At 65.0% G+C, this 21,973-nt stretch carries 17 protein-coding genes; 11 read left to right on the top strand and 6 right to left on the bottom strand.

Going from position 1 to position 21,973, the window contains the following annotated elements:
- The first annotated feature begins 83 nt into the window (after positions 1–83).
- Genes EV688_RS06935 through EV688_RS06925 form a run of 3 tightly spaced genes read left to right on the top strand, consistent with a single transcriptional unit; the run spans position 84 to position 4,031 of the window.
- On the top strand, positions 84–827 hold the full coding sequence (locus tag EV688_RS06935; RefSeq protein ID WP_117315168.1) for a Crp/Fnr family transcriptional regulator: 744 nt from the start codon (positions 84–86) through the stop codon (positions 825–827).
- A gap of 38 nt (positions 828–865) precedes the next feature.
- Positions 866–1,495 carry a PAS domain-containing protein gene (locus EV688_RS06930; RefSeq protein WP_117315166.1) on the top strand — a complete coding sequence of 210 codons (630 nt, stop codon included), beginning with the start codon at positions 866–868 and terminating at the stop codon, positions 1,493–1,495.
- Positions 1,452–4,031: a chemotaxis protein CheB gene (locus EV688_RS06925; protein ID WP_205686493.1), complete on the top strand. Its 2,580-nt coding sequence runs from the start codon at positions 1,452–1,454 to the stop codon at positions 4,029–4,031. The genes EV688_RS06930 and EV688_RS06925 overlap by 44 nt, the downstream gene beginning before the upstream one ends.
- Before the next feature lie 4 nt (positions 4,032–4,035).
- On the opposite strand, the gene EV688_RS06920 is transcribed toward EV688_RS06925, so the two are convergent.
- A complete protein-coding gene (locus tag EV688_RS06920) occupies positions 4,036–4,494 on the bottom strand; it encodes a GNAT family N-acetyltransferase (protein WP_240624228.1) in 459 nt (152 codons plus the stop codon).
- Between the two features lie 209 nt (positions 4,495–4,703).
- On the opposite strand from EV688_RS06920, the gene EV688_RS06915 reads away from it, so the two are divergent.
- Together EV688_RS06915 and parC are read left to right on the top strand one after the other, a co-directional pair.
- Positions 4,704–5,516 carry a Crp/Fnr family transcriptional regulator gene (locus tag EV688_RS06915; protein WP_117315162.1) on the top strand — a complete coding sequence of 271 codons (813 nt, stop codon included), beginning with the start codon at positions 4,704–4,706 and terminating at the stop codon, positions 5,514–5,516.
- Positions 5,517–5,558: 42 nt separating this feature from the next.
- Positions 5,559–7,814 carry a DNA topoisomerase IV subunit A gene (gene parC, locus EV688_RS06910; protein WP_117315160.1) on the top strand — a complete coding sequence of 752 codons (2,256 nt, stop codon included), beginning with the start codon at positions 5,559–5,561 and terminating at the stop codon, positions 7,812–7,814.
- Between the two features lie 4 nt (positions 7,815–7,818).
- On the opposite strand, the gene EV688_RS06905 is transcribed toward parC, so the two are convergent.
- Positions 7,819–9,081 carry a hypothetical protein gene (locus EV688_RS06905; RefSeq protein ID WP_162883774.1) on the bottom strand — a complete coding sequence of 421 codons (1,263 nt, stop codon included), beginning with the start codon at positions 9,079–9,081 and terminating at the stop codon, positions 7,819–7,821.
- 148 nt (positions 9,082–9,229) lie between these two features.
- On the opposite strand from EV688_RS06905, the gene serB reads away from it, so the two are divergent.
- On the top strand, positions 9,230–10,216 hold the full coding sequence (gene serB, locus EV688_RS06900; protein ID WP_240624227.1) for a phosphoserine phosphatase SerB: 987 nt from the start codon (positions 9,230–9,232) through the stop codon (positions 10,214–10,216).
- On the opposite strand, the gene EV688_RS06895 is transcribed toward serB, so the two are convergent.
- On the bottom strand, positions 10,205–12,040 hold the full coding sequence (locus EV688_RS06895) for a GTPase (RefSeq protein ID WP_117315156.1): 1,836 nt from the start codon (positions 12,038–12,040) through the stop codon (positions 10,205–10,207). The genes serB and EV688_RS06895 overlap by 12 nt on opposite strands.
- Positions 12,041–12,179: 139 nt before the next feature.
- On the opposite strand from EV688_RS06895, the gene efp reads away from it, so the two are divergent.
- Positions 12,180–12,752, top strand: coding sequence for an elongation factor P (gene efp, locus EV688_RS06890; RefSeq protein WP_117315154.1), 573 nt, complete (start codon positions 12,180–12,182; stop codon positions 12,750–12,752).
- A gap of 3 nt (positions 12,753–12,755) precedes the next feature.
- Entirely contained in the window at positions 12,756–13,712 is a 957-nt protein-coding gene (gene epmA, locus EV688_RS06885) for an EF-P lysine aminoacylase EpmA (protein WP_117315152.1), read from the top strand.
- Between the two features lie 4 nt (positions 13,713–13,716).
- Here the strand turns inward: epmA and EV688_RS06880 are convergent, their stop codons facing one another.
- Both EV688_RS06880 and nhaC read right to left on the bottom strand, forming a co-directional pair.
- Positions 13,717–14,172, bottom strand: a complete 456-nt coding sequence (locus EV688_RS06880; RefSeq protein ID WP_117315150.1) for an acyl-CoA thioesterase — start codon at positions 14,170–14,172, stop codon at positions 13,717–13,719.
- 1 nt (position 14,173) lies between these two features.
- Positions 14,174–15,664 carry a Na+/H+ antiporter NhaC gene (gene nhaC, locus EV688_RS06875; protein WP_117315148.1) on the bottom strand — a complete coding sequence of 497 codons (1,491 nt, stop codon included), beginning with the start codon at positions 15,662–15,664 and terminating at the stop codon, positions 14,174–14,176.
- A gap of 218 nt (positions 15,665–15,882) precedes the next feature.
- On the opposite strand from nhaC, the gene EV688_RS06870 reads away from it, so the two are divergent.
- Genes EV688_RS06870 through EV688_RS06860 form a run of 3 tightly spaced genes read left to right on the top strand, consistent with a single transcriptional unit; the run spans position 15,883 to position 20,699 of the window.
- On the top strand, positions 15,883–16,761 hold the full coding sequence (locus tag EV688_RS06870; protein ID WP_276309848.1) for a DMT family transporter: 879 nt from the start codon (positions 15,883–15,885) through the stop codon (positions 16,759–16,761).
- The gene (locus EV688_RS06865) at positions 16,754–18,436 is read left to right on the top strand and encodes a VRR-NUC domain-containing protein (RefSeq protein ID WP_117315145.1); all 1,683 of its coding nucleotides are present in this window, start codon (positions 16,754–16,756) and stop codon (positions 18,434–18,436) included. Before EV688_RS06870 ends, EV688_RS06865 begins: the two co-directional genes overlap by 8 nt.
- Positions 18,429–20,699, top strand: coding sequence for an ATP-dependent DNA helicase (locus EV688_RS06860; protein WP_117315143.1), 2,271 nt, complete (start codon positions 18,429–18,431; stop codon positions 20,697–20,699). The genes EV688_RS06865 and EV688_RS06860 overlap by 8 nt, the downstream gene beginning before the upstream one ends.
- A 7-nt stretch (positions 20,700–20,706) precedes the next feature.
- Here the strand turns inward: EV688_RS06860 and EV688_RS06855 are convergent, their stop codons facing one another.
- Complete coding sequence (locus tag EV688_RS06855; protein WP_117315141.1) at positions 20,707–21,972, bottom strand: SAM-dependent methyltransferase; 1,266 nt, start codon at positions 21,970–21,972, stop codon at positions 20,707–20,709.
- Position 21,973: the final 1 nt, after the last annotated feature.

Below are 21,973 nucleotides of genomic sequence, written 5' to 3'. Positions count from 1 at the left end.
TCCACTATGTGCGGTAACGTACATGGTATTGAATCAGCTGTGGTCTACACTCTTAGTCAACGTCGAAAGCAGAGCGCGCACGGATGAAGACAGCACACCCGCCAACGGTCAGTGCCATTCGTCCCGAAGACAATCATCTGTTGGCCGCACTCGCGCCGTGCACCCTCGCCCGGCTGCTTCCCCGCCTGAAGTTCGCGCACCTGTCCCTCGGGCAGGTGCTGTACGAGCCCGACGTCGAGATGCGGCAGGTGTATTTCCCGACAGACTGCATCGTCTCGCTGCTGTATGTCATGCAGGATGGCGCCTCGGCAGAGATCGCCGTTGTCGGCAATGAGGGCGTGCTGGGTGTATCCCTGTTCATGGGGGGAGAAAGTACGCCGAGTCGAGCCGTTGTGCAGAGCGCAGGCGGTGCTTTCAGCCTGCCGCGCCTTGCCGTGAAGGAAGAGTTCAATCGCCACGGCGAACTGATGCACCTCATGCTGCGCTACACACAGTCATTGATTACCCAGATGGCGCAAACGGCGGTCTGCAACCGGCACCATACAGTAGACCAGCAGCTGTGCCGCTGGCTGTTGATGTCGATTGACCGACTGTCGTGCAATCGGCTGTTGATGACCCAGGAGCTGATTGCCAATATGCTGGGCGTCAGGCGCGAGGGCGTGACAGAGGCGGCGGGAAAGCTGCAGAAACTCGGAGTTATCACCTACAAGCGCGGCAAGATCGAGGTGCTCGATCGCGGCCGGCTGGAAGTGCTGAGCTGCGAGTGCTATGCCGTTGTAAAACGGGAAACCGACCGGCTGTTGAACAGGAAACCACGACAGCATTAAATTCACCGTCTACTGACAGTTTGTACCCCGGAGGCTGAATGTACCCCGATTCGTCTTTATCCGATCAGAAAGCGCGGTTCCTGCGACAGCATGCCGAAAACCATCTGCGTTCGGGATCCGCGCCGACCAGTGGCGGCCCGCTGGACGGGGACGCCCTGGCGCTGCTTTACGACATGGCCCGTGATCCCGCCCGCAGCAGTGACGCCCTCCGGCTGCTGCAGGAGCTGCAGGTGTACCAGGTGGAGCTCGACCTGCAGTGGGCGCAGCTCGAGGCCAACGAGCGCGAGATGAGCCGCGACCTGGATCACTACCGTGCGCTGTTCGCCCTGACGCCTTCGGTCTGTCTGCTGGTGAGTGCGGATGGCTATGTCCAGGATGCCAACGCAGCGGCGGCGAGTCTGCTGGGCGTCCGGCAGCACGAGCTCCCGGGGCGCCGGCTGCTCGATTTTCTCACGCCGGAGAGTCACCCGGCCTTTGACAGGCTGCTCGGGCAGCTCCAGGCCGAAGAGCCGGTGGAGGGCTGCGAGGTGTGGCTCACAGGCAGTCGCGATGATCCTGCGATGGCGCAGCTGTCCGTGAGCGTCTCCCCTGGCGACAATGCCGTGCTGCTGCTGGTCCCGGGTGGTGAATCCGGCAAGGCCCGCGATCATTCCCGCCAGTCAGACTGAGGGCGCCGGGCCGGTCACCCGGATCGTCGGCCTCGGGGCTTCGGCGGGCGGGCTGGCGGCGCTGGAAAGCTTCCTTGCGGCGGTGCAGCCACACAGCGGTCTGGCCTATGTCGTGGTGCAGCACCTCGACCCCACGCAGAAGACCCTGCTGGCGGAATTGCTGCAGCGCGTGACGTCCATGCGGGTGCGCGAGGCCGAGCAGGGAATGCGTATCGAACCGGACTCGGTGTTCGTCATACCGCCGGGCACCGAGCTGCGCGTGGCCGACGGTCGCCTGAACCTGTCAACGCCGGATGAGCCCCGAGGGATGCGGCTGCCGATCAATGTCCTGTTCTCGTCGCTGGCGAGTGTCCAGGGCGAGCGTGCCATCGCCGTGCTGCTGTCCGGTATGGGGTCGGACGGGACGCCCGGCCTGCAGGCGATCAAGGCGGTGGGCGGCCTGACCCTCGTACAGGACCCGGAAACGGCGCAGTTTGACGCGATGCCGCGCAGCGCTATCGATGCCGGCTGCGCCGATATCGTCGCTGCACCGGAGGCACTGCCGGCTCGACTCATGGACTGTGTCAGTGAAGAATCGGACCCTTCATCCGAAGCCCCGCCAGCGGCGCCGCCGACGGCGCCCATGCAGCAGATCGTGAGCCTGCTGCAGCAGCAGACGCGACACGATTTCTCGCTCTACAAGCCGAGCACCCTGCATCGCCGGGTCGGACGGCGCATGGCCATTCACGGTTTTGCCTCCATGCAGCGCTATGCCGCCTACCTGGCGAAAAACCGGTCCGAGATCGATCTGCTGTTCAGGGAGCTGCTGATTGGCGTAACGGAGTTCTTCCGTGACCCCGAGGCCTGGAAGTCCCTGGGTCAGAGTGTCCTGCCCGCGCTGCTGTCCGCGCGTGCCAGCGAGGGCAGCCTGCGGGTGTGGTGCATCGGTTGTTCGACCGGCGAGGAGCCCTATTCCCTGGCCATGCTGTTTCAGGAAACCCTGCAGCATCTGCCCCGGGCGCAGGACGTCAGCCTTCAGGTCTTTGCCTCCGACCTCAACCCGGAGGCGATTGCCACGGCGCGGCGCGGTTATTTTCCGAAGACCATCCGCGACCAGGTCTCCCCGGGCAGGCTGGCGCGCTTTTTCACCGAGACTGAAAACGGCTACCGGGTTCATGAAAGCCTGCGCGACCGGGTGCTGTTCGCCCGGCACGATGTGATCCTGGATCCACCTTTCACCCGTCTCGACCTGATTATCTGCCGGAACCTGCTGATTTATTTCGATCAGGCGCTGCAGCGCAAGCTCCTGCCCCTGTTTCACTACTGCCTGCGCGACGCCGGCGTGCTCATGCTGGGCAGTTCTGAGACAATCGGTCGCGCCGGCCACCTGTTTGCGGCCATTGATTCCAGGCAGCGCCTGTACCGGCGCTACGGCAGGCGCTCGCTGTCGGGTCCTGAAATGCTGCTGCACTCGCTGCCACCCCTATCCCGGCAGCGCAAGGACAATGATGTGACTCCCAGAACGGTTTCCAGTCCAGGCGACGACACGCTGCAGGCAGCGGCAGACCATGTGCTGCTGCAGGTTTACGCGCCGGCGGCGGTCGTGCTCAACGCTGGCGGCGATATCGTCTATATCAGCGGGCGCACGGGCAAGTACCTGGAGCCCGCTGCCGGCAAGGCCAACTGGAACATCCACGCCATGGCACGGGAACACCTGCGTGCGCCTATAGCGGCTGCGCTCGGGGTGGCGGCAAGTCGCAATGAGCCGGTGCAGCTGCGAGGCCTGCAGGTGGAAACGCCGACGGGCCTGCAGCCGGTGGATGTTACCGTGCAGGCGCTGCAGACCCCCGCCGCCCTGGCGGGCATGACGATGGTGGTGTTCCGCGAGGGCGCCCGCGAGTCCGGCGGGCCCGGGGAAGACCACGCTGTGCCGGAAACGGCACATGAGGCAGAAGTACAGCAGTATCGGGATGAAATACTCGCGCTGCGCGATGACGCGCGCGCCACGCGGGAACAGCTGCAGTCATCCAACGAAGAACTGCAGTCCACCAATGAAGAGCTGCAGTCCGCGAACGAAGAGCTGACCACGTCCAAGGAAGAAATGCAGTCGATGAACGAGGAGCTGCAGACCATAAACAGTGAGCTGCAGTCCAAGCTGGACGATCTAGCGCTGGCGCAGAGTGACATGAAGAATGTCCTCAACAGCATTGAAATTGCGGTGCTGTTCCTCGACCGTCAGCTGCATGTCAGGCGCTATACCGACCGTGCGGCGAAGCTCATCAGCCTGCGGGAAGGTGATATCGGCAGGCCGCTCGGTGAGCTGTCGTCGATCCTCGATTACCCGGGGCTGGACGAGGATGCCCTGGCGACCCTGCGGACCCTGCAGGTGTCGGAAAAGCAGGTGCTGACGAGTGACGAGCGCTGGTTCACGGTGCGCATCATGCCCTATCACAGACTCGACGACGTGATCGATGGCGTCGTGATCATCATGCTCGACATCACTGATACCAAACGGCTGGAAAAGTCCCTGCGCGGGGGAGCGGACCCCTCAGCCTGAGCGGTCAGGCATCGAGCAGCATGTGGACGTGCTCGATGCCATCCTCGAGGTACAGATCTCCCGCCACCCGAAAGCCAAGCGCAGCATAGAAGTGCTGCAGATGCGCCTGGGCGCCGATGCGTATCGGACTGTCGGGCCAGCGCTCGCGGTTGTGTTCGATGCCCCGCTGCACCAGCCGCGAGCCGAGTCTTTCCCGGCGCGCCGCCGGCGCTACGATGATGCGGCCGATCGAGCTCTCAGCGAAGGCGCTACCTGGCGGCAGGCAGCGCTGGTAGGCGATGGGCTCACCATCGCGCAGGAGAAACAGGTGGTCCCCGCACTGGTCGAGATTGTCCAGGTCCTGGTAGACGCAGTTCTGCTCGACCACGAAGACCGCCTGGCGCAGCCGCAGGATGGCGTACAGCAGTGCGGGCGACAGGGACATGAAATCACAAGTCATCCAGGTGTCGGTTGTGTCCTGCATATCCCGCTTCCTGAGGGCTGATGCGCCGGCATCCTAGCGGGATACGTCGCGGAAAACCAGCGGTAGGCTGCCCGGAGGCGGCGCGGTTTCAGTTCTCGCGCTCTGCAGAACTTGTTATGATCCGGCTCCAGCCATGCGCGGCGCCGGGTCCGGATGCATCAGACAGATTCACCTCCGGCAAGGACTGGCGATGACAGGATTCAACCCTTATGTTGGCAAGCGTAGAGTTACCTGCGGACTTCAAGCTGCTGAACCGTCAGTTCAGGGATCTTGTGCAGGCGCTGCTCGACGAAATGGAACTCTATCCCGATCGGGTGGAGGTCACGCCGACCCGTGCCGGGAACTTCCGCCACTTTGACGGCGGCAGGTTCTTCCGCGTGGACAGCGGCACTATCACCGTGCGCTACCGCCACCGCAATGTCTGTCTGCTCGAGGAGGGCGACATGCTGCTTCCCGATATCGCGGGTTCCGCGGATCCGGACGCCGCGGTGTCCTACGGCAGCGAGGCGGGCGCCAGCCTGGCAAGTTACCCGGCGCTGGAGTTCATGCAGCAGGTGTTTGCCAACTCCGCGACCACCAAGCTCTGGACGCGGCTTCTGGTAACCTATTCCGGCATGATGCTGCGCCTGGCGGCCGCCGCCACGGCGGTGGACGTGGTGACCACGCCGGGGTTCGAGGTTTTCGAGCCGGGCGATATCATCATCGCCCAGGGCGACCGGGCCCACTTCGTCTTCAACATGACGTCCGGGGTTGCCGATGTTCTGGTGGACGGTGTGCAGGTCGGGCGCATCAGCGCCGGCGAGATCTTCGGCGCCATGGCCGCCCTGACCCACGCCGATCGCAGCGCTACGGTGCGTGCGCGCACCGCCTGCTCGGTGGTCAAGGTGCCCACCAACCAGTTTGCGGAACTGATCCGCAGCAATCCCGGTACTATCCAGAGTCTGCTCTCGGACATGGCCAACTCCATTGTCAGCCTGAATGAGCAGATTGTCAGATTGCAGGGCGGCGATGCCCGAAAGTAGCGCGTGATCATCTGCAGCGTCACTTCACCAAGAGAGTCCTGAATGTCTGAAACACCAGCCACAGATGCCGACGGCGTCGAACAGATCGCCCTGCGGGACTATGCAGAGAAGGCCTACCTGGATTATTCCATGTACGTCATTCTGGATAGGGCCCTGCCGCACATCGGCGATGGCCTGAAGCCGGTCCAGCGCCGCATTGTCTACGCCATGAGCGAACTGGGCCTGAAGGCCGGCGCCAAATTCAAGAAGTCGGCGCGCACCGTGGGCGACGTGATCGGCAAGTTCCATCCCCACGGCGACAGCGCTGCCTACGAGGCCATGGTGCTGATGGCCCAGAGCTTCAGCTACCGCTACCCGCTGGTGGACGGCCAGGGCAACTGGGGCTCCGCGGATGACCCGAAGTCCTTCGCGGCGATGCGCTATACCGAGTCCCGTCTCGCGGCCTATGCGGAGGCCCTGCTGGGTGAGCTCGGGCAGGGCACGGTGGACTGGGTGCCGAACTTCGACGGCACGCTGGACGAGCCGGCGCTGCTGCCGGCGCAGGTGCCCAACGTGCTGCTCAATGGCACCACCGGTATCGCCGTCGGCATGGCGACCGACATTCCGCCGCACAACCTGCGCGAAGTGATTGCCGCGGCGGTGCACCTGCTGGATTCACCCAGGGCCACGGTGGACGCGCTCTGTGAGCACATGCTGGCGCCGGACTACCCGACCGAGGCGGAAATTATCACGCCGCTGGCGGATATCCGCGCAATCTATGCCACCGGCCGCGGCAGCCTGCGCATGCGCGCCCTGTGGGAGCGCGAAAACGGCGATATCGTGGTCACCGCCCTGCCTTACCAGACCTCCGGCGCCCGGGTGCTGGAGCAGATTGCCCAGCAGATGCAGGCGCGCAAGCTGCCCATGGTGGCTGATCTGCGCGACGAATCCGATCATGAGAGTCCGACGCGGCTGGTCATTGTGCCGCGCTCGAACCGGGTGGATGGCGATGCGCTGATGAGCCATCTGTTCGCCTCTACCGACCTCGAGCGCAGCTACCGCGTCAATCTGAACATGATCGGCACCGACGGCCGCCCCGCGGTCAAGCCTCTGGACGTGATTCTGCGCGAGTGGCTCGCGTTCCGTACCGAGACGGTGCGCCGGCGTCTGCAGCATCGCCTGGAACGGGTGCTCAGCCGGCTGCATCTGCTGGAAGGCTACCTCGTTGCCTACCTGAATATCGATGAGGTCATTCACATCATCCGCACCGAGGACAAGCCGAAGCCCGCCCTGGTGCAGCGTTTCGGCATCACCGAAGTGCAGGCCGAGGCGATTCTCGAACTGAAGCTGCGCAATCTGGCGAAGCTCGAGGAAATGAAGATCCGCACCGAGCAGAATGAGCTTGAGGCAGAGCGCGAGAAGCTCGACAAGCTGCTCGGCAGTGAAGCCCGGCTGAAAACGCTGATCCGCAAGGAACTGCTCGCCGTCGCCGAGCAGTACGGCGATGATCGCCGCTCGCCGGTGGTGCAGCGCGAGGAGGCGCGCGCGTTCAGCGAGGTTGAGCTGATGAGCGCCGACCCGATCACCGTGGTAGTGTCGGAGAAAGGCTGGATCCGGGCTGCCAAGGGCCACGACATTGACCCTGCTGGTCTCAGCTACAAGTCCGGCGATGGCTTCAAGCTGGAGGCCCGCGGGCGCAGCAACCAGCCCGCCGTGCTTCTGGATTCCACCGGGCGCGCCTACACCATTGCCACTCACAACCTGCCGTCTGCCCGCGGTCAGGGTGAACCCCTGACCGGGCGAATCAGCCCGCCGTCCGGGGCCGTATTCAACGGACTGCTCATGGGCGACACCGACCGGCGTTACCTCCTTGCCAGCGATGGCGGCTACGGTTTTGTCACCACGCTGGGCGACCTGCAGGCGAAGAACCGGGCCGGCAAGGCCGCGCTAACCCTGCCACGGGGGGCTCACGTACTGCCGCCGGCGGTCATTGAGAGCGATGCGACCTGGGTGGCGGCTGCCTCTAACGAGGGGCGTCTGCTGGTGTTCCCGCTGCAGGAGCTGCCGGTGCTCGCCCGCGGCAAGGGCAACAAGATCATGAGTATTCCCGGCGCGCGTGTGGAGAAGCGCGAGGAGTACCTGGTGGGCGTGGTCGCGCTGCGCGATGACGATGCCCTGGTCATTCACGCCGGCAAACGCCATCTGACACTGAAAGGCACTGAGCTGGCGCACTACCGTGGCGAGCGCGGTCGCCGCGGCAACAAGCTGCCGCGGGGCTTCCAGCGCACCGATCGTATCGCGCTGGCGACCCGGGGCTAGTGGCCTACTGATCCTGACGGGCGGGCCGGCGGCGCAGGCGGTTCAGCAGCAGCTCGCGCTGGCGTTCCAGCAATGCGGCGTGCGGGCTGGCGAAGGACACCAGCGTGCCGAAGTGGTCGCCATCACCCTTTCTCACCCGCACATTGCCGGTCAATTCCGGGGCGTCGGCGAGCGATGGCGCCAGCAGAATGTGTTCGACATCGTCAAGGCAGGCACTGCGCAGCTCATCCATGATTGACTGCATGTAAAGGCCGGGATAGATATCCGAGCTGTCACCGGGTCCCAGTTCGCTGTTGCCGATCGCCATGCCGATGGAGAACGACAGCGACCCGCTCTTTTCCAGTTCCCGCGACACGCTGCGTATCAGCCAGGCGCAGGAGGCTGCGCGCACCAGTGCACTGCCGCGGCCTTCCTCGTCGCCAAAACAGAGGATCAGTCCGAACGGACGCGCCACCTGAAGCGTGCCGGCGTAGCAGGCGGCAGCCGCGTACACAATGCGGTGAAGGCGATCGGTGTAGCGGTGCAGGTTGCGCTCGTTCAGCGTGTCGATATAGCCCGCGAGACTCCCCAGGTGCAGATACAGCACTGCGGTATTGCGGTAGTGATCCTCGCGTGAGGGGGCCGCGGCGGTATGTGCGCGCAGCAATTCCATGGGCAGCGCCGCGGCGCGCTCCTCCAGCAGGGCAATCTCGCCCTGAGGTGGCGGGGCGGTCGCCGCTGAAGCATCCAGAGCCAGCCGCCCGCTGACGCCCATCAGGCGCTGGACCAGACGCTGTGCCGGGTAGCGCGCGAGCAGAAACACCAGAAGGCTAAGCATGACCGCCAGTGCGCTAAGGCTGAGCAGATAGCGCTGTCGGCTCTCGCTGGCACGCGCACCATCCAGTGTGACCACCGCCTGGCCGGCGACGTCGCTGCCCACCCGGATCGGGCTGCGGTACTCCTGCGGTTCCAGTACCGCGCTGCCGGCCTGTCCCAGCACGCCACCCTCGACATCGAACACGCCCACCTTCCCCGCACGCGAGCTGCCCTGGAAGTTCTGCAGCGTCGCCGCGAGGCTCAGCAGGTCGCCGGTTTCCAGTGCGCCGCTGACCTGCTGCGCCAGATGTCCCGCCAGGGCGTTGCCGAAAACATCCTGCTGGGCCTCCTGCAGATGTCGGCTGGAGAGCGCGGCGAGCGTCACCAGGGCGAGGCCCACGGCGAGGCTGCAGAGGGCGGCGATCAGCGGCAGGTTCACGCCGAGACTCGATTGCTGGAGGCGGTATTTCACGGTTGAAACCAGGGCCGGATGTGACAGCGCGCAGTATACCCCGCATGGCGCTTCAGGTAAGCGGCTGTGCCGCACACCCCGTCCGGTTCCCTGCACTGCCGCCGCGCGCTACCATGCACCGCGTCACGCCCGGCCACAGGACAACCCCGTGTCATCGCCAGCCAGCCGCTCGAGGGATCTGCGAAGCGCAGATAGCCTCGTCATTACACTGATCGGTACAGGCCTGCAGGCCGATGCCCTGCGCGCGGTGGCTGAAGCGGTGGCAGACGGGGGCTGGTGTCAGCAGGAAGAGCGCTGGCTGTCCCTGCCCGGTGCGGCCCGCGGCTGCGTGGAATGGCGCGTCTGCCCTGATGACACCGCTGATGCGGACCCTGCTGCCGCCGATCTGCGCGACCGCCTGCGCGGGCAGTCATCCGCGCTCGGTGTGGATATTGCCCTGCAGGTGGATGACCTGCTGCGCTGCCACCGGCGCCTTATCGTGTTCGATATGGATTCGACCCTGGTCGAGGCGGAGGTCATTGACGAGCTGGCCCGCGCGGCGGGCAGCTGGGAACAGGTGAGCGGCATCACCGAGCGCGCCATGCGCGGTGAGCTCGAGTTTGCCGACAGCTTCCGCGAACGCCTTGCGACGCTGCGCGGTCTGTCCGAGCACCATCTACCGACCATTGCCGACGGTCTCGTGATCTCGCCCGGCGCCGCGACGCTGGTGGCAACCCTGAAGGCGGCGGGCTATCGCAGCGCGATTGTCTCCGGCGGTTTCGAGTTCTTTGCCCGGCGTCTGGCGACGGCGCTGGGTATCGATGACGTCTTCGCGAACACGCTGGCCATTGTCGATGGCAGGGTCACCGGTGAGGCACAGGGGCGAATCATCGACGGCCAGCGCAAGGCGGAGCTGCTGCGGACGATAGCGGGGTCCCTTCAGCTGTCGAACGAACAGGTGATTGCGGTGGGTGACGGCGCCAATGACCTGCCGATGCTCGGAATTGCGGGGCTGGGCGTTGCCTACCGGGCGAAACCCGTGGTGCGTGCTGCGGCGGACCAGGCGATCACCCACTCGGGTCTCGACAGCATTCTCTTTCTGCTCGGGATTCCCGAGCGACACTGGTGCACAGCCGCGTCCGCTTCAGATATCTGACCAGATCGACTCGAAGCTGGAGGCGCTCAGCGCGTCCCGGCCGCTGGAGTCGACGTCTTCATCGAGCTGTCGCAGGTAGTCAAAATCAAACTGGCTGAACGCCGCTGTGGACCCCACCTGCCGCTTCAGCTTGATGAGATAGGACTCGTCCTTGCGCGCAAGAATGATTTTCTGGTTTTCCCGGAACACCAGGCGCGGTACCAGCAGAGTGTGCGGCTGGCCGACCAGTGCAATTTCCGGCAGCAGAATGACCCGCAGGGGCCTGGAGTATTCCCCGTCGGGCATCCGCACCTGCGCCGCATAGGCGGTACCGCGGGGGCTCAGCAGCTCAAGGCCAAGCAGGGTTGGCGATTCCCTGACCTGGCTGATCCAGCGAATCACCGCGATCGACCATTCCGTGCCGCCGTGCTCGCGCTCGTGCAGGCAGACGACGTCGCCGATCTGGATCCCCGCGGGCAGGTCGTTCCACTCAATGCAGTAGCCACCGGGGCTGACGTTCGCCGATTCCACCGTGTAGACAATGTGCTTGCGCGGCTCGTAGGTGGCCTCCTCGTCGTTGAGCTGGGCGAGCGTGTGTGCGTCCACATCTATCGCCTGTTCGGCCTCGCTGTCAGCGATGTCGGCGTCTGCCACTGCATCTTCCTCGGGGTTCACGCGTTGCCAGGCATCGGCTTTTGACAGACGGCGGAGGAAGGGGTTATCCGCCTGTCGGGTTTCCTCACTCTCAAGGTGATCGTCGCCGTGGAGTACCTGGTCGAGGGTTCTTTCGCCGGCCACATAGAAGTGCACGCCGGTCAGGCCGGTAGCGATCCACAGTCGGTGCCGCGAGCGCTGCCGGGCGAAGTTGCGCTGGCTCACCTCGCCCAGGGCGCGTCGCAGGTGGTTCAGGAGATTCGCGTCGAGGCGGGTTTCCCGGTTCAGCGCGATACTGGTGATGCCTTCTTTCTTGTGCCGCTGCTTCAGGCGCTGCAGCTGCTCAACCAGAGCGTCGGTATTGATATGCCGCAGAGCCGTACTCGGGCGCTCGACAATCAGCTTGCTGTATACCGGCGGTCGGTCGCTATCGAGATCCACGGTGAACAGGCCGCTGCCAACGCCGGGATCCTCGATGCGAATGAGATCGCGCCACTGCTGCAGCGCGCTGAAGACCGCCATGATGTCGCGCTGCCGAAGCTGGTTGGTCTTGCAGCAGCCGAGCAGAAGGGCCGGCAGGTATTCGCCAACAATCGAGGTGTCGGTGTCCCGCAGCGGGTCGTGAACCGGCAGCCGTACCAGCTGCTGGCGCTCACCCATGGCATAGAGCTGGTGCAGTGTCGACCAGCTGTGCACGGGAGGCGGCTGGTAAAGCAGGTGGCCGCGCAGGAGTTCACGGCCCTGCAGCGTGATGGCTCTCTGTAGCGACTCGCAGGCCAGTTTTGCCGGATTGGTTTCGGTGACGATGCTCTGCCTGGCGATGGTATGCACGGCGCACAGGGCATAGCCGGCGGCGCCCAGCTCGTACAGGTCCCTGACCAGCTCGGCGCGCTGCTGGCCCTCTTCGGATAAGGTCAGGGGCTGCCCGAGGAAGGCGTGGGTCAGTGTGGTCGCCGTCTGGTTGAGCACCGGTCGCAGGGCTTCGAGGATGAGAAAGCGCTGTGCGGGTGGCACCACGGATCGATTCAGCGCGGACAGCGCCGCTCGCAGGTCCGAGCCGCTTTTCAGTGCATTGCCCGCGGGCAGCGTCTGCGCCCAGCTGTCTGCCGCCTCCGCCTTCAGCGCGAAATGGGGGAAGGTATCCAGATCCTGGAGTGGCAGCTTCAGGGTGTTGTTGGAGTAGTCGGCCATGCGTGCCAGTCTCCTGCCAGGGTAGACATCAATTTTGCTCGAGAGTATCCCATTCTTGCCCCCAGGGGTAATGTCGATAACTGACTTTTGCGAACCAGTTACGCTATGATGCGGCCGCGTCAAACCCAGGGGACATACCATGGCCAATTACTCAACCAACGAATTCCGCTCCGGCCTCAAGGTCATGCTCGACGGCGATCCGTGCAGCATCCTCGACAACGAGTTCGTCAAGCCGGGCAAAGGCCAGGCCTTCAACCGCGTACGCCTGCGCAATCTGAAGACCGGCCGCGTATGGGAGCGAACCTTCAAGTCCGGCGAGAGTCTGGAGGGGGCCGACGTTATGGACGTGACGATGGAGTACCTGTACACCGACGGGGAGTTCTGGTTTTTCATGGAGCCGAATACCTTCGAGCAGCACCAGGCCGACGAAGCCGCGGTCGGCGAGGCGCGACAGTGGCTGAAAGAGCAGGAGCCGGTGGAGGTGACGCTGTATAACGGCACGCCTTTGTCGGTATCGGCGCCTAACTTCGTTGAACTGGAGATAATCGAGACGGACCCCGGTCTCAAGGGCGATACTGCACAGGGCGGCAGCAAGCCGGCCAAGCTGACCACGGGAGCCGTGGTGAAGGTCCCGCTGTTCATTTCCCAGGGCGAGGTGATCCGCGTCGATACCCGTAGCGGCGAGTACGTGGCGCGCGCCTCCAAATCCTGATCGGTGAATGACTGGCGCCCGTCGGCCGACCTCGATGTTCTCAGGCAGCGCGCGTCGCTGCTGGCGGCGGTCAGGGCCTTCTTCGATCGGCGCGGCGTCTGGGAAGTGGATACGCCGCTGCTGGCGGCACACACGGTCACCGATCCCGCTCTGGAACCCCTGATCGTCCAGCACTGCGGCGGATCTGAACGTCCGCGCTACCTGCAGACCTCACCGGAATACGCGATGAAGCGACTGCTGGCGGCCGGCAGTGGCGCCATCTACCAGATTGCTCATGCGTTTCGCGATGACGAGCAGGGACGCTGGCATAACCCCGAGTTCACCCTGCTGGAATGGTATCGCCCGGGCCTTGATCTCGATGGCCTGATGACGGAGGTTGCCGATCTGGTGCTGCCGCTGCTGGGGCGGCAGCGCTCACAGCGCTTTCGATACCGGGACCTCTTCCGCGAGACGCTGTCGCTCGATCCCTTTACGGCCACGGACGCCGATCTGGCAGCGGCGGCGCGGCGCTGTGTCGACACCGGCGGCATGACCGGCGGACGTGACCTGTGGCTTGATCTGCTGATGACCCACGCGATTGAGCCGGTGCTGGCAGAGCAGGGCGTGGTGTTCATTCACGACTACCCCGCCAGCCAGGCGGCGCTGGCGCGCTGCCGGTGGCTTGACGGCGTTGAGGTGGCGGCGCGTTTCGAGCTCTACATTGACGGTGTGGAGCTGGCCAACGGTTTTCATGAGCTGGCCGATGCCGGCGAGCAGTCGCGCCGCTTTGCCGCAGACAACCGTGTGCGCCGGGAGCGGGGACTGCCTGAGCGTGAAACCGATGGCTACCTCCTGGCGGCGCTGGAAGCGGGCCTGCCGGACTGCAGTGGCGTCGCCCTGGGGCTGGACCGCCTGCTGATGGTGATGTGCGGGGCGCCGCAGCTGTCCGCGGTGATGCCCTTCGACTGGCAGCGCAGCTGACGGGTCAGTCCCCCACCAGGTCGAGTACGGCCGGGGCATAGCCGTCAACGAACGCCGCGGGCATGCGCCGGGGGCGGCCACTGCTGATTTCAATACAGACGAAGGTCATCCGCGCCCGCAGCAGCGTGGCCTTGTCGGCGCGGCGGATCACCTGAAAGCGGCGGTGCATGGTCAGCCGCCCGTCCCACCCGGTGATCCACGTGGCGATACTCAGATCGTCACCGAGGCGCGAGGCCTGCAGGTAATCGAATTCACTGCGGGTGATTGCCATGGCGCGATCCAGGCGCCGATAGGCCGACATATCCAGTCCCATGGATGACGAGTGAGCCCAGGCTGCCGCTTCACACCATTTCACGTACACCGTGTTGTTGGTGTGCTCGAGTTCGTCGATATCCGCCGCCGCGACCCGGCGCTGCAGGATGAAGGGTGATGGAAAGTCCCAGTGCGGCGACAGCGGCATTTCAGGCCTCAACGGGGGTACTGCTGCTCGTGGTGCCGCTCTGGTACTGCGCTTCCAGAGGCCGCTGGGCGAAGTTCAGGTAGCCATAGAGCATCGCCAGCAGCGGGCAGGCCAGATTGAAAAAGGCGAACGGGGCATAGCTGAAGGTCGCGACACCGAGGGTGGCCGCCATGTACGCGCCGCAGGAGTTCCACGGTATCAGTGCCGAGGTGAGGGTGGCGGAATCCTCCAGCGTGCGCGACAGGTTCAGCGGCGACAGGCCGCGCGCGATGTAGGCATCCCGGTACATGCGCCCGGGCAGTGCCACCGAGAGAAACTGGTCTGCCGTGAGGATGTTGGCGCTGAAGCAGGTCACAACGGTACGCATGACCAGTGAGCCCGTGGAGCGCACGCCGCGCAGCGCCAGCGCCAGGCCAAGGCGGATGATGCCGGTGCGCTCGAGGATTCCGCCGAAGCCGAGGCCGCAGATGATCAGCCAGACCGTGTTCAGCATGCTGCTCATGCCGCCCTTGCTGAGCAGCTTGTCGAGATCTTCGTTGCCGCTGTTCGAGATGTAGCCGTCGGTAAGGCTGATCCAGATACCCTTGGTGAGCGCAAAGCCGGTGGCCAGGTCGGCGTCGCCGGCCAGTGCAATGGCGCGCCCGGGCTGGAACAGTAGCGCAAAGATGCCCCCGGCAACCGCGCTGATGATAATGGCAGGATAAGCGGGAAAGCGGCGGTAGATGAGATAGAGCATGAGCAGCATGGGCAGCAGCAGGTGCAGGCCGATGTTGAATTCCCGGGCAAGGCCCTGCTGCAGGCTGAGAATCTTGTCTGGCGTGGCGCCGCCGGCGCTGCCCATCATGGCGAAAATCAGCAGCGCAATCGCGAATCCCGGTACCGTGGTCCACAGCATGTGACGGATATGCTCAAACAGATCCACATTGGTTGATGCCGCGGCGAGATTGGTAGTATCGGACATCGGCGACAGCTTGTCGCCGAAATAGGCCCCGGACACGATAGCGCCGCCGGTGATCGCCGGCGACAGTTCGAAGGTGGCGGCAATGCCCATGAGTCCGATGCCCAGCGTGCCGGCGACGGTCCAGGAGCTGCCGGTGGAAAGCGCGACAATGGCGCAGATCACGGCACTGGCCGCGTAGAAAAGCGAGGGGTTGAGTATCTGGACACCGTAGTAGATCAGCGTCGGCACGGTGCCGGCCAGGATCCAGGTGCCGATCAGCATGCCCACCGCAAGCAGGATCAGCGTCGGGCCGAGACCGAGGCCAATGCCGTCGATAATGCCTTCCTGCAGTTCGCTCCAGCGCAGCCCCGTGTAACTGCCCACGATTGCTGCCACACCGGTGCACAGGACCAGGGCGATCTGGTTGGGGCCGTAGGAGGCATCCGCACCGAAGAGATAGGCCGAACAGCCCAGCATGATCACCAGGACCAGGACGGGGGTCAGGGCAAGCCAGGGTGTCAGGCGCGGATTATCGTGTGAGTGCTCAGTCAACGTCTCAGCCTGGAAAGAAGTTGGTAGGACCTGCGAGAGTGCAGAATGCCGTAAAATGCACGCGCGGTACAGCGGTCAGGATCGGCCGGGCGGGTCCTCGGGTCTGACACCCGCTAGCACCTCGCGTAAAATCATGCGATTTACGTTTAACCGGGGTAACTTCATCGCAACACCACCGCCCCGTCAGGAGGTCCTCGCTGAACGCTGATCGCAGGGCATTGCTGCTCGGACTTGCCGCCGTGACGCTCTGGTCCACGGCGGCCACCGCGTTCAAGCTGGCGCTGGCGCACCTGCACGTGCTGCAGCTGCTGGCGATCAGCGTGACTGTGTCCCTGGCCTGCCTGCTCGGCGTGGTGGCGCGCCAGGGCCGTTTGCAATGGCTGGTCGAGTACCTGCGGCAGGCGCCGCTGTACTTTCTGTGCATGGGCCTGTTGAGCCCTCTGGTCTACTACCTGATACTGCTGCATGCCTATACGCTGTTGCCCGCCCAGCAGGCGCAGACCATCAATTACACCTGGGCCATCACGCTGGCTCTGCTGGCGGTGCCCGTGCTCGGCCATCGCCTCACCCCCAGGGACTGGGCCGCCGTTGCCCTCGGCTATGCGGGCGTGGTCATTATCGCGACCGAGGGCCAGCTGCTTGCCCTGCGGTTCAGCAGCCTCGAGGGTGTGCTTTACGCGCTGGCGAGCACACTGGTATGGGCGGTCTTCTGGCTCGCGGGGACGCGCAGCCGGCGCGATCCGGTGGTATCCCTGGCGCTGTATTTCCTCGTCGCACTGGTGCCCGTGTGGGTCGCCTGTGTCACGTTGGCGGGTCTGCCGCGCAGTCTTTCAGGGCTGGCACCGGCGGTTTATGTCGGCATGTTCGAGATGGGTTTCACCTATGTTCTGTGGTCCACCGCCCTGCGCCTGTCCAGCAGCGTGTCGCGGGTCGGCAACCTGATTTTCCTATCCCCCATGCTGTCCCTGGTTTTCATTGCCAGTATTCTGAAAGAGCCGATTCACCCGGCCACGCTGGTCGGTCTCGCGTTCATACTGCCGGGGATCATGCTGCAGCAGGGATCTGCCGCAGCAGGCGAAGACCTGCATAATGCCTGAGGCGGCGATAGCAGGCGCAGGCCCGGCGCTGCCGCCGCTGTATTACCTGCACAATTTCGAGGCGCTGTGGCGCGTCGTGGATGCCCGTTATGCGGATCTCCTGTTGCCGGAGGAGCTGGCGCAAATGCGCCGTTTTGAGGCATTGCCCAGGGCCGCCCGCTGCCTGTTCGTGCGCCTCGTGCTGCGTGTCGGCCCGGTTTTTCGCGTCGGCAGGCTGCATTACCCGGAAATCGGCGACATCGACAGCGCACTGGCGCCACTTATCGACAGTGATCTTGCGAGTGACTGCGCCGCGCTGGATATCGACACGCTGGGTAGCCTCTTCACCCGCGCCGAGATACAGCGCTGCCATGCCGTGGAACTGGGCGAAGGGCAGCGACCGAACAAGCCCACGCTGCTGATGGCGGTGGCCGGACTGGAGGAGAGCGATGCCGCCCGCGCGCAGCGCCTGTGCGCCGCGCTGGACGAGCGTCTGATCCGGATCGAGGGCGGCGATACCGTCAGGCTGCTGCAGCTGCTGTTTTTCGGCAACTCCCGCCAGAGTCTGGTGGATTTCGTACTGAGTGACCTCGGTGTGGCCAGCTACTGGCCCTATGCGCTGTCAAAAGCGCAGCGGGTTTTTTCCAGCCGGGGCGCGGTAGACGTCTATCGACAGGCCGATGCCCTGGCCGAGCGACATGCACTGTGGCAGGACGGTCGCGACCGCGACACCCTGCGCACGCTGGCTGCGGATGCGCTGGGGCTGGCGAGCGACTCCGACAGCGTTGTCCGGCGAATTCACCGGCTGCGCAACCGGATTGCCCGCGACTGCGAGCGCGCGGGGCTGCCGGACACCGCCCTGGAGCTCTATGTCCACAGCGAGCAGCACCCCGCCAGAGAGCGGCGCCTGCGAGTGCTCGAGGCGCAGGGGGCGACAGATGAGGCGCTGGCGTTTGCCGGCCGCGTTCTGGTCCAGCCCTGGTGCGAGGATGAGCAGGCGGCGGTCACCACCATTCGCCAGCGGCTGCTGCGGCGGATCCATGGAACCCGCGCCCTGCGGCGCCGTGACCGCTTCAGCACGCGAGAAATGCGCCTGCCGCCGGGGACAGGACGGGTCGAGCGCCGGGCGGCGGAGGCGCTGCAGGCCGAGGGCTGGCTCTCGGTCCGGCACGTCGAGAACGCCCTGTTCAATGGCCTGTTCGGCCTGGCGTTCTGGGATGAGGTGTTTGCTGCAGTGCCGGGCGCGTTCCACCATCCTTTCCAGGCCGGTCCCGCCGACATGTTCCGGAGTGACTTCCAGTTGCGCCGCCGTCCCGCGCTGGAGCGCCGCCTGCAGCAGCTTGCGGCCTGTGACCTTGAGGCGGAGCTGCTGCGGATGGTCTCACGCTGCGCCGGCTATCAATGCCGCTGGATCGACTGGCGCGTGATAACGCCGGCGCTGGTGCAGGACGCCGTGCGCTGTATTCCCTTCCGCCATCTGGTGGCTGTCTGGCGCCGACTGCTGTTTGATCCGCGGGAGAACCGCCGTGGCCAGCCGGACCTTGTGCTGCTGGGTGGCCGCGCCGGGGAATACCAGCTGTGGGAGGTCAAGGGTCCGGGTGATGCGCTGCAGCCCCACCAGCGCCGCTGGCTCAATTACCTGTGTGACATCGGCGCGCCCGCCGGTGTGTTGAAGGTGGTGTGGGGCGATGCCTGAGATTCGCGTCAGCGTGCGTGAGCTGGCCGCGTTCTGCCACCGCGCGGGTGATCTCGATGCCCGTTTCGGGCCGGGTCCGACGGCGGCAGAGGGCATCCGCGGCCACCGCGAACTGGCCGCGGCCCGCGGCGACGGCTACCTGGCGGAGTACGCGCTGGAGACCACCTATCACCGCGGCGACCTGACCCTGCATCTGCGCGGTCGCGCCGATGGTTATCTGCCCTCGCTGCCAATGATCGAGGAGATCAAGACCTGCCGTATCGATCCGGCCCGCCTGCCCGCTGAGCTGTCGCGTCTGCACCTTGCCCAGGCCCGGCTGTATGCGGCCATGCTGGCCGCCGCCGAAGGACTGGATGAGGTGCAGGTGCGTCTCACCTGGTATGACCTGACCCGGCGCGAGGAGCACCCGCTGGACCAGACCTACAGCGCCGCCGAGCTGGCGGAATTTCTGCAGCGCTCCTGTGAGCGCTACGCCTGCTGGATGGCGGCCCGTCTGCAGCATGCCGCCGCGCGCGATGCTTCGATCCGCGTGCTGGCCTTTCCCTTCCGCGAGTACCGGCAGGGCCAGCGCGACGTGGCCGAACTGGTTTACAAGTGCGTTCACGGCGGTGGCCAGCTCATGCTGGAAGCGCCCACCGGGCTTGGCAAGACAGCAGCGGTGCTGTACCCGGCGATCAAGGGGCTGGCCCACGACTGCCACGATGTTGTGGTGTTCTGCACTGCCAAGCACAGCGGGCGCGATGCCGCACAGGACACCCTCGGGCGCTTCGCCGCGGATGGTCTGATTGCCACGACGCTGACCCTGACGGCGAAAGAACGCATCTGCTTTTCCCCGGGGCACGCCTGCCGGGCGGATGATTGTTCCTACGCCCGCGGCTATTACGACAAGCTGCCCGCCGCGCGCGAGGATGCGCTGCAAAGACGCACCCTGACACAGGCCGATGTTGAGGCGCTTGCCCGTGAGCACGCGCTATGTCCCTACCAGCTTGGGCTTGATCTGTTGCCCTGGGTGGATATCGCGATTGCCGATCAGCATCACGTCTTCAGTCTGCATGCGGCAGTGGCGGCGCTGGCCATGCACTGTGCATCCCGTTGGACGGTGCTTGTGGATGAAGCGCACAACCTGCCGGCGCGGGCCCGCGGCATGTACAGCGCATCGCTGTCCGGCGATGTTGCTGCTGCGCACCGGGTCCTGCGCGGTGCGCCCCGGCGGGCGGTAGCTGCCCTTGACACGGCACTGCAGACGCTGTTTCTGGCGCATGTCAGGCCGCACGAGGACTACGCGGTGCTGCCACAGCCTCCGGCAGCGGTGCTGGCCAGCATGCAGACCGTCATCGCGGCAATTGCGGAGCAGCTGGCCCGGCCGGGGGCGCCGCCGCGGCCGCATCCCGACGTTCAGGCGCTGTACTTCGCTCTGCTGCACTTTGTGCGACTGTCGGATCTCGCTGCGGATGACTTCTGCTGCGAGCTGCTTGCGCAGGACGGAAATCGTCTGCGCCTCAATTGTATCGACCCGGCGCGCATGCTGGCCCAGCGCCACGCGGCGCTGCATGCGGTGGTCGTCTTTTCCGCCACGCTGTCTCCGGACGGCTGGATGCGGGCCGTGCTGGGTCTTGATGAGCGCGCGGTATTTCGCCGCTGTGCCTCGCCCTTCCAGCCACACCAGCTGCGAGTGACCATCGAGCCGCAGATCGATACGCGCCTGCCGCAGCGGGAGCGCTCGCGACCGCGGCTGCTGGCCAGGCTGGTGCAGTGGCTGGAGACACAGCCGGGGAACTGCCTGGTTTTCTTTCCGTCGCACCGCTATCTGCAGGACTGCGTTGAGGCATTGCGGCCTCTGCTGCAGGGCCGCCAGCTCTGGGTGCAGCCGGTGCCGGGCGCTGCGGCTCCGCCCGGGGAACTGCGCGAGCTTCTGCGCACACAGCGCAATGTCTGTGCGCTGTGTCTGCTCGGCGGCAGCTACAGTGAGGGCATTGATCTGCCGGGTGACCAGCTGCGCTCAGTGGTGCTGGTCGGGCCGGGTCTGCCGCAGCCGGATCGTGACAACCGGCTGCAGCGGGATTACTTCCAGCGGCGGCACGGTGACGGCTTTCGCTACGCCTCGCTGTACCCGGCCATGCAGCGGGTGAACCAGTCCCTGGGTCGTGTCGTCAGGGGCGATGCCGATTGCGGTGCGGCGCTGCTGATCGACGGGCGCTATGCGCGGCCGGAATACCGTGCCCTGCTGTCAGGGCACTGGGAGTATCGGGCGCCGGGGGACTGACGCGGGATCAGCCCGCGACGGGGGGACGATAGCCGGGTTTGGCGAAGGACAGCTGAACAGTGCCGATAATGCGCTCCCGGAACCCGCCCTCGCAGTAGCACAGGTAGAATTCCCACATGCGAATGAAGCGGTCGTCAAAGCCCATCTCGCGTACCGTTTCCAGTTCCCGCAGGAAACGCTGTCGCCAGTGCGCGAGGGTGATGGCGTAGTCGCGGGTGATGTCGCGCAGGTGCACCATCTGCATGTCCGTGTCCCGGGCAAGATGGTCGGCAATTACCGCTAGCGATGGCAGGCAGCCACCGGGGAAAATGTAGCGCTTGATGTAGTCGACGCTGCGACGAGCGCGGTCGTAGCGCTGGTCGCTGATGGTAATGGCCTGAATGACCATCTTGCCGGTGTCCTTGAGCAGGCGGCTGCAGCAGTTGAAGTAGCTGCTGTAGAAATCGTGTCCCACGGCTTCGATCATTTCGATCGATACCAGTTTGTCGAAGCGGCCCTGCAGGTTGCGATAGTCCTCGCACAGAACCGTGATGCGGTCTTCGAGTCCCAGCTCGCGGACGCGCTGTGAGGCGTGCTCGAACTGCTCACGGGAAATGGTGGTAGTGGTGACGCGACAGCCATAGCGCTGCGCGGCGTGGATGGCCATGCCACCCCAGCCGGTGCCGATTTCCATCAGATGATCGTCCGGCGTTAGCTCCAGCTGCTGGCAGATGGCGTCCAGCTTGTCGGTTGCCGCCTGCTCCAGGCTGGCATCCTCGCGCTCGAATACCGCCGCCGAATACATCATTGTGGGATCGAGGAAGAGCTGGAAAAAGTCGTTGCCGAGATCGTAATGCGCTGAAATGTTGCGCCTGGAGCCTTCGTGGGTGTTGCGGTTGAACTTGTGGGCAAGCCGCAGTCCGAGGCGCGTGTACCAGTGCTGGCGGGCTTCCATGGCTTCCATCATGCCCAGGTTGGCGCTGAACAGCCGGGTGACCTCGGTCAGGTCCGTGGCAGACCAGTCCCCTTCGATGTAGGCCTCGCCGGAGGCAATGGTGCCGCCTGTCAGAACCTTGCGGTAGACGTCCCGGTTGTGAACAACGACTTCGGCATGTGGCTCCCCCTCCCGGGCCGGGTCCCCGAACTGCCAGGTGTCACCGCTGTCGTGCAGGGTCAGACTGCCGGTGCCGATATTGTCGAGGACGCGAAACAGCATGCGTCTTGCCAGATCGCCGCTGAACAGGCTGCGAGCCTGCGGCAGCAGGCGGATTCTGCTGACACTGATATCGTTCATC

Origin of the sequence: Chromatocurvus halotolerans, from assembly GCF_004340525.1 — a bacterium.
In the GTDB taxonomy this organism is placed as follows: domain Bacteria; phylum Pseudomonadota; class Gammaproteobacteria; order Pseudomonadales; family Halieaceae; genus Chromatocurvus; species Chromatocurvus halotolerans.
Note: the sequence above shows the minus strand (reverse complement) of the source record. Positions and strands in the feature narration are given on the sequence as shown.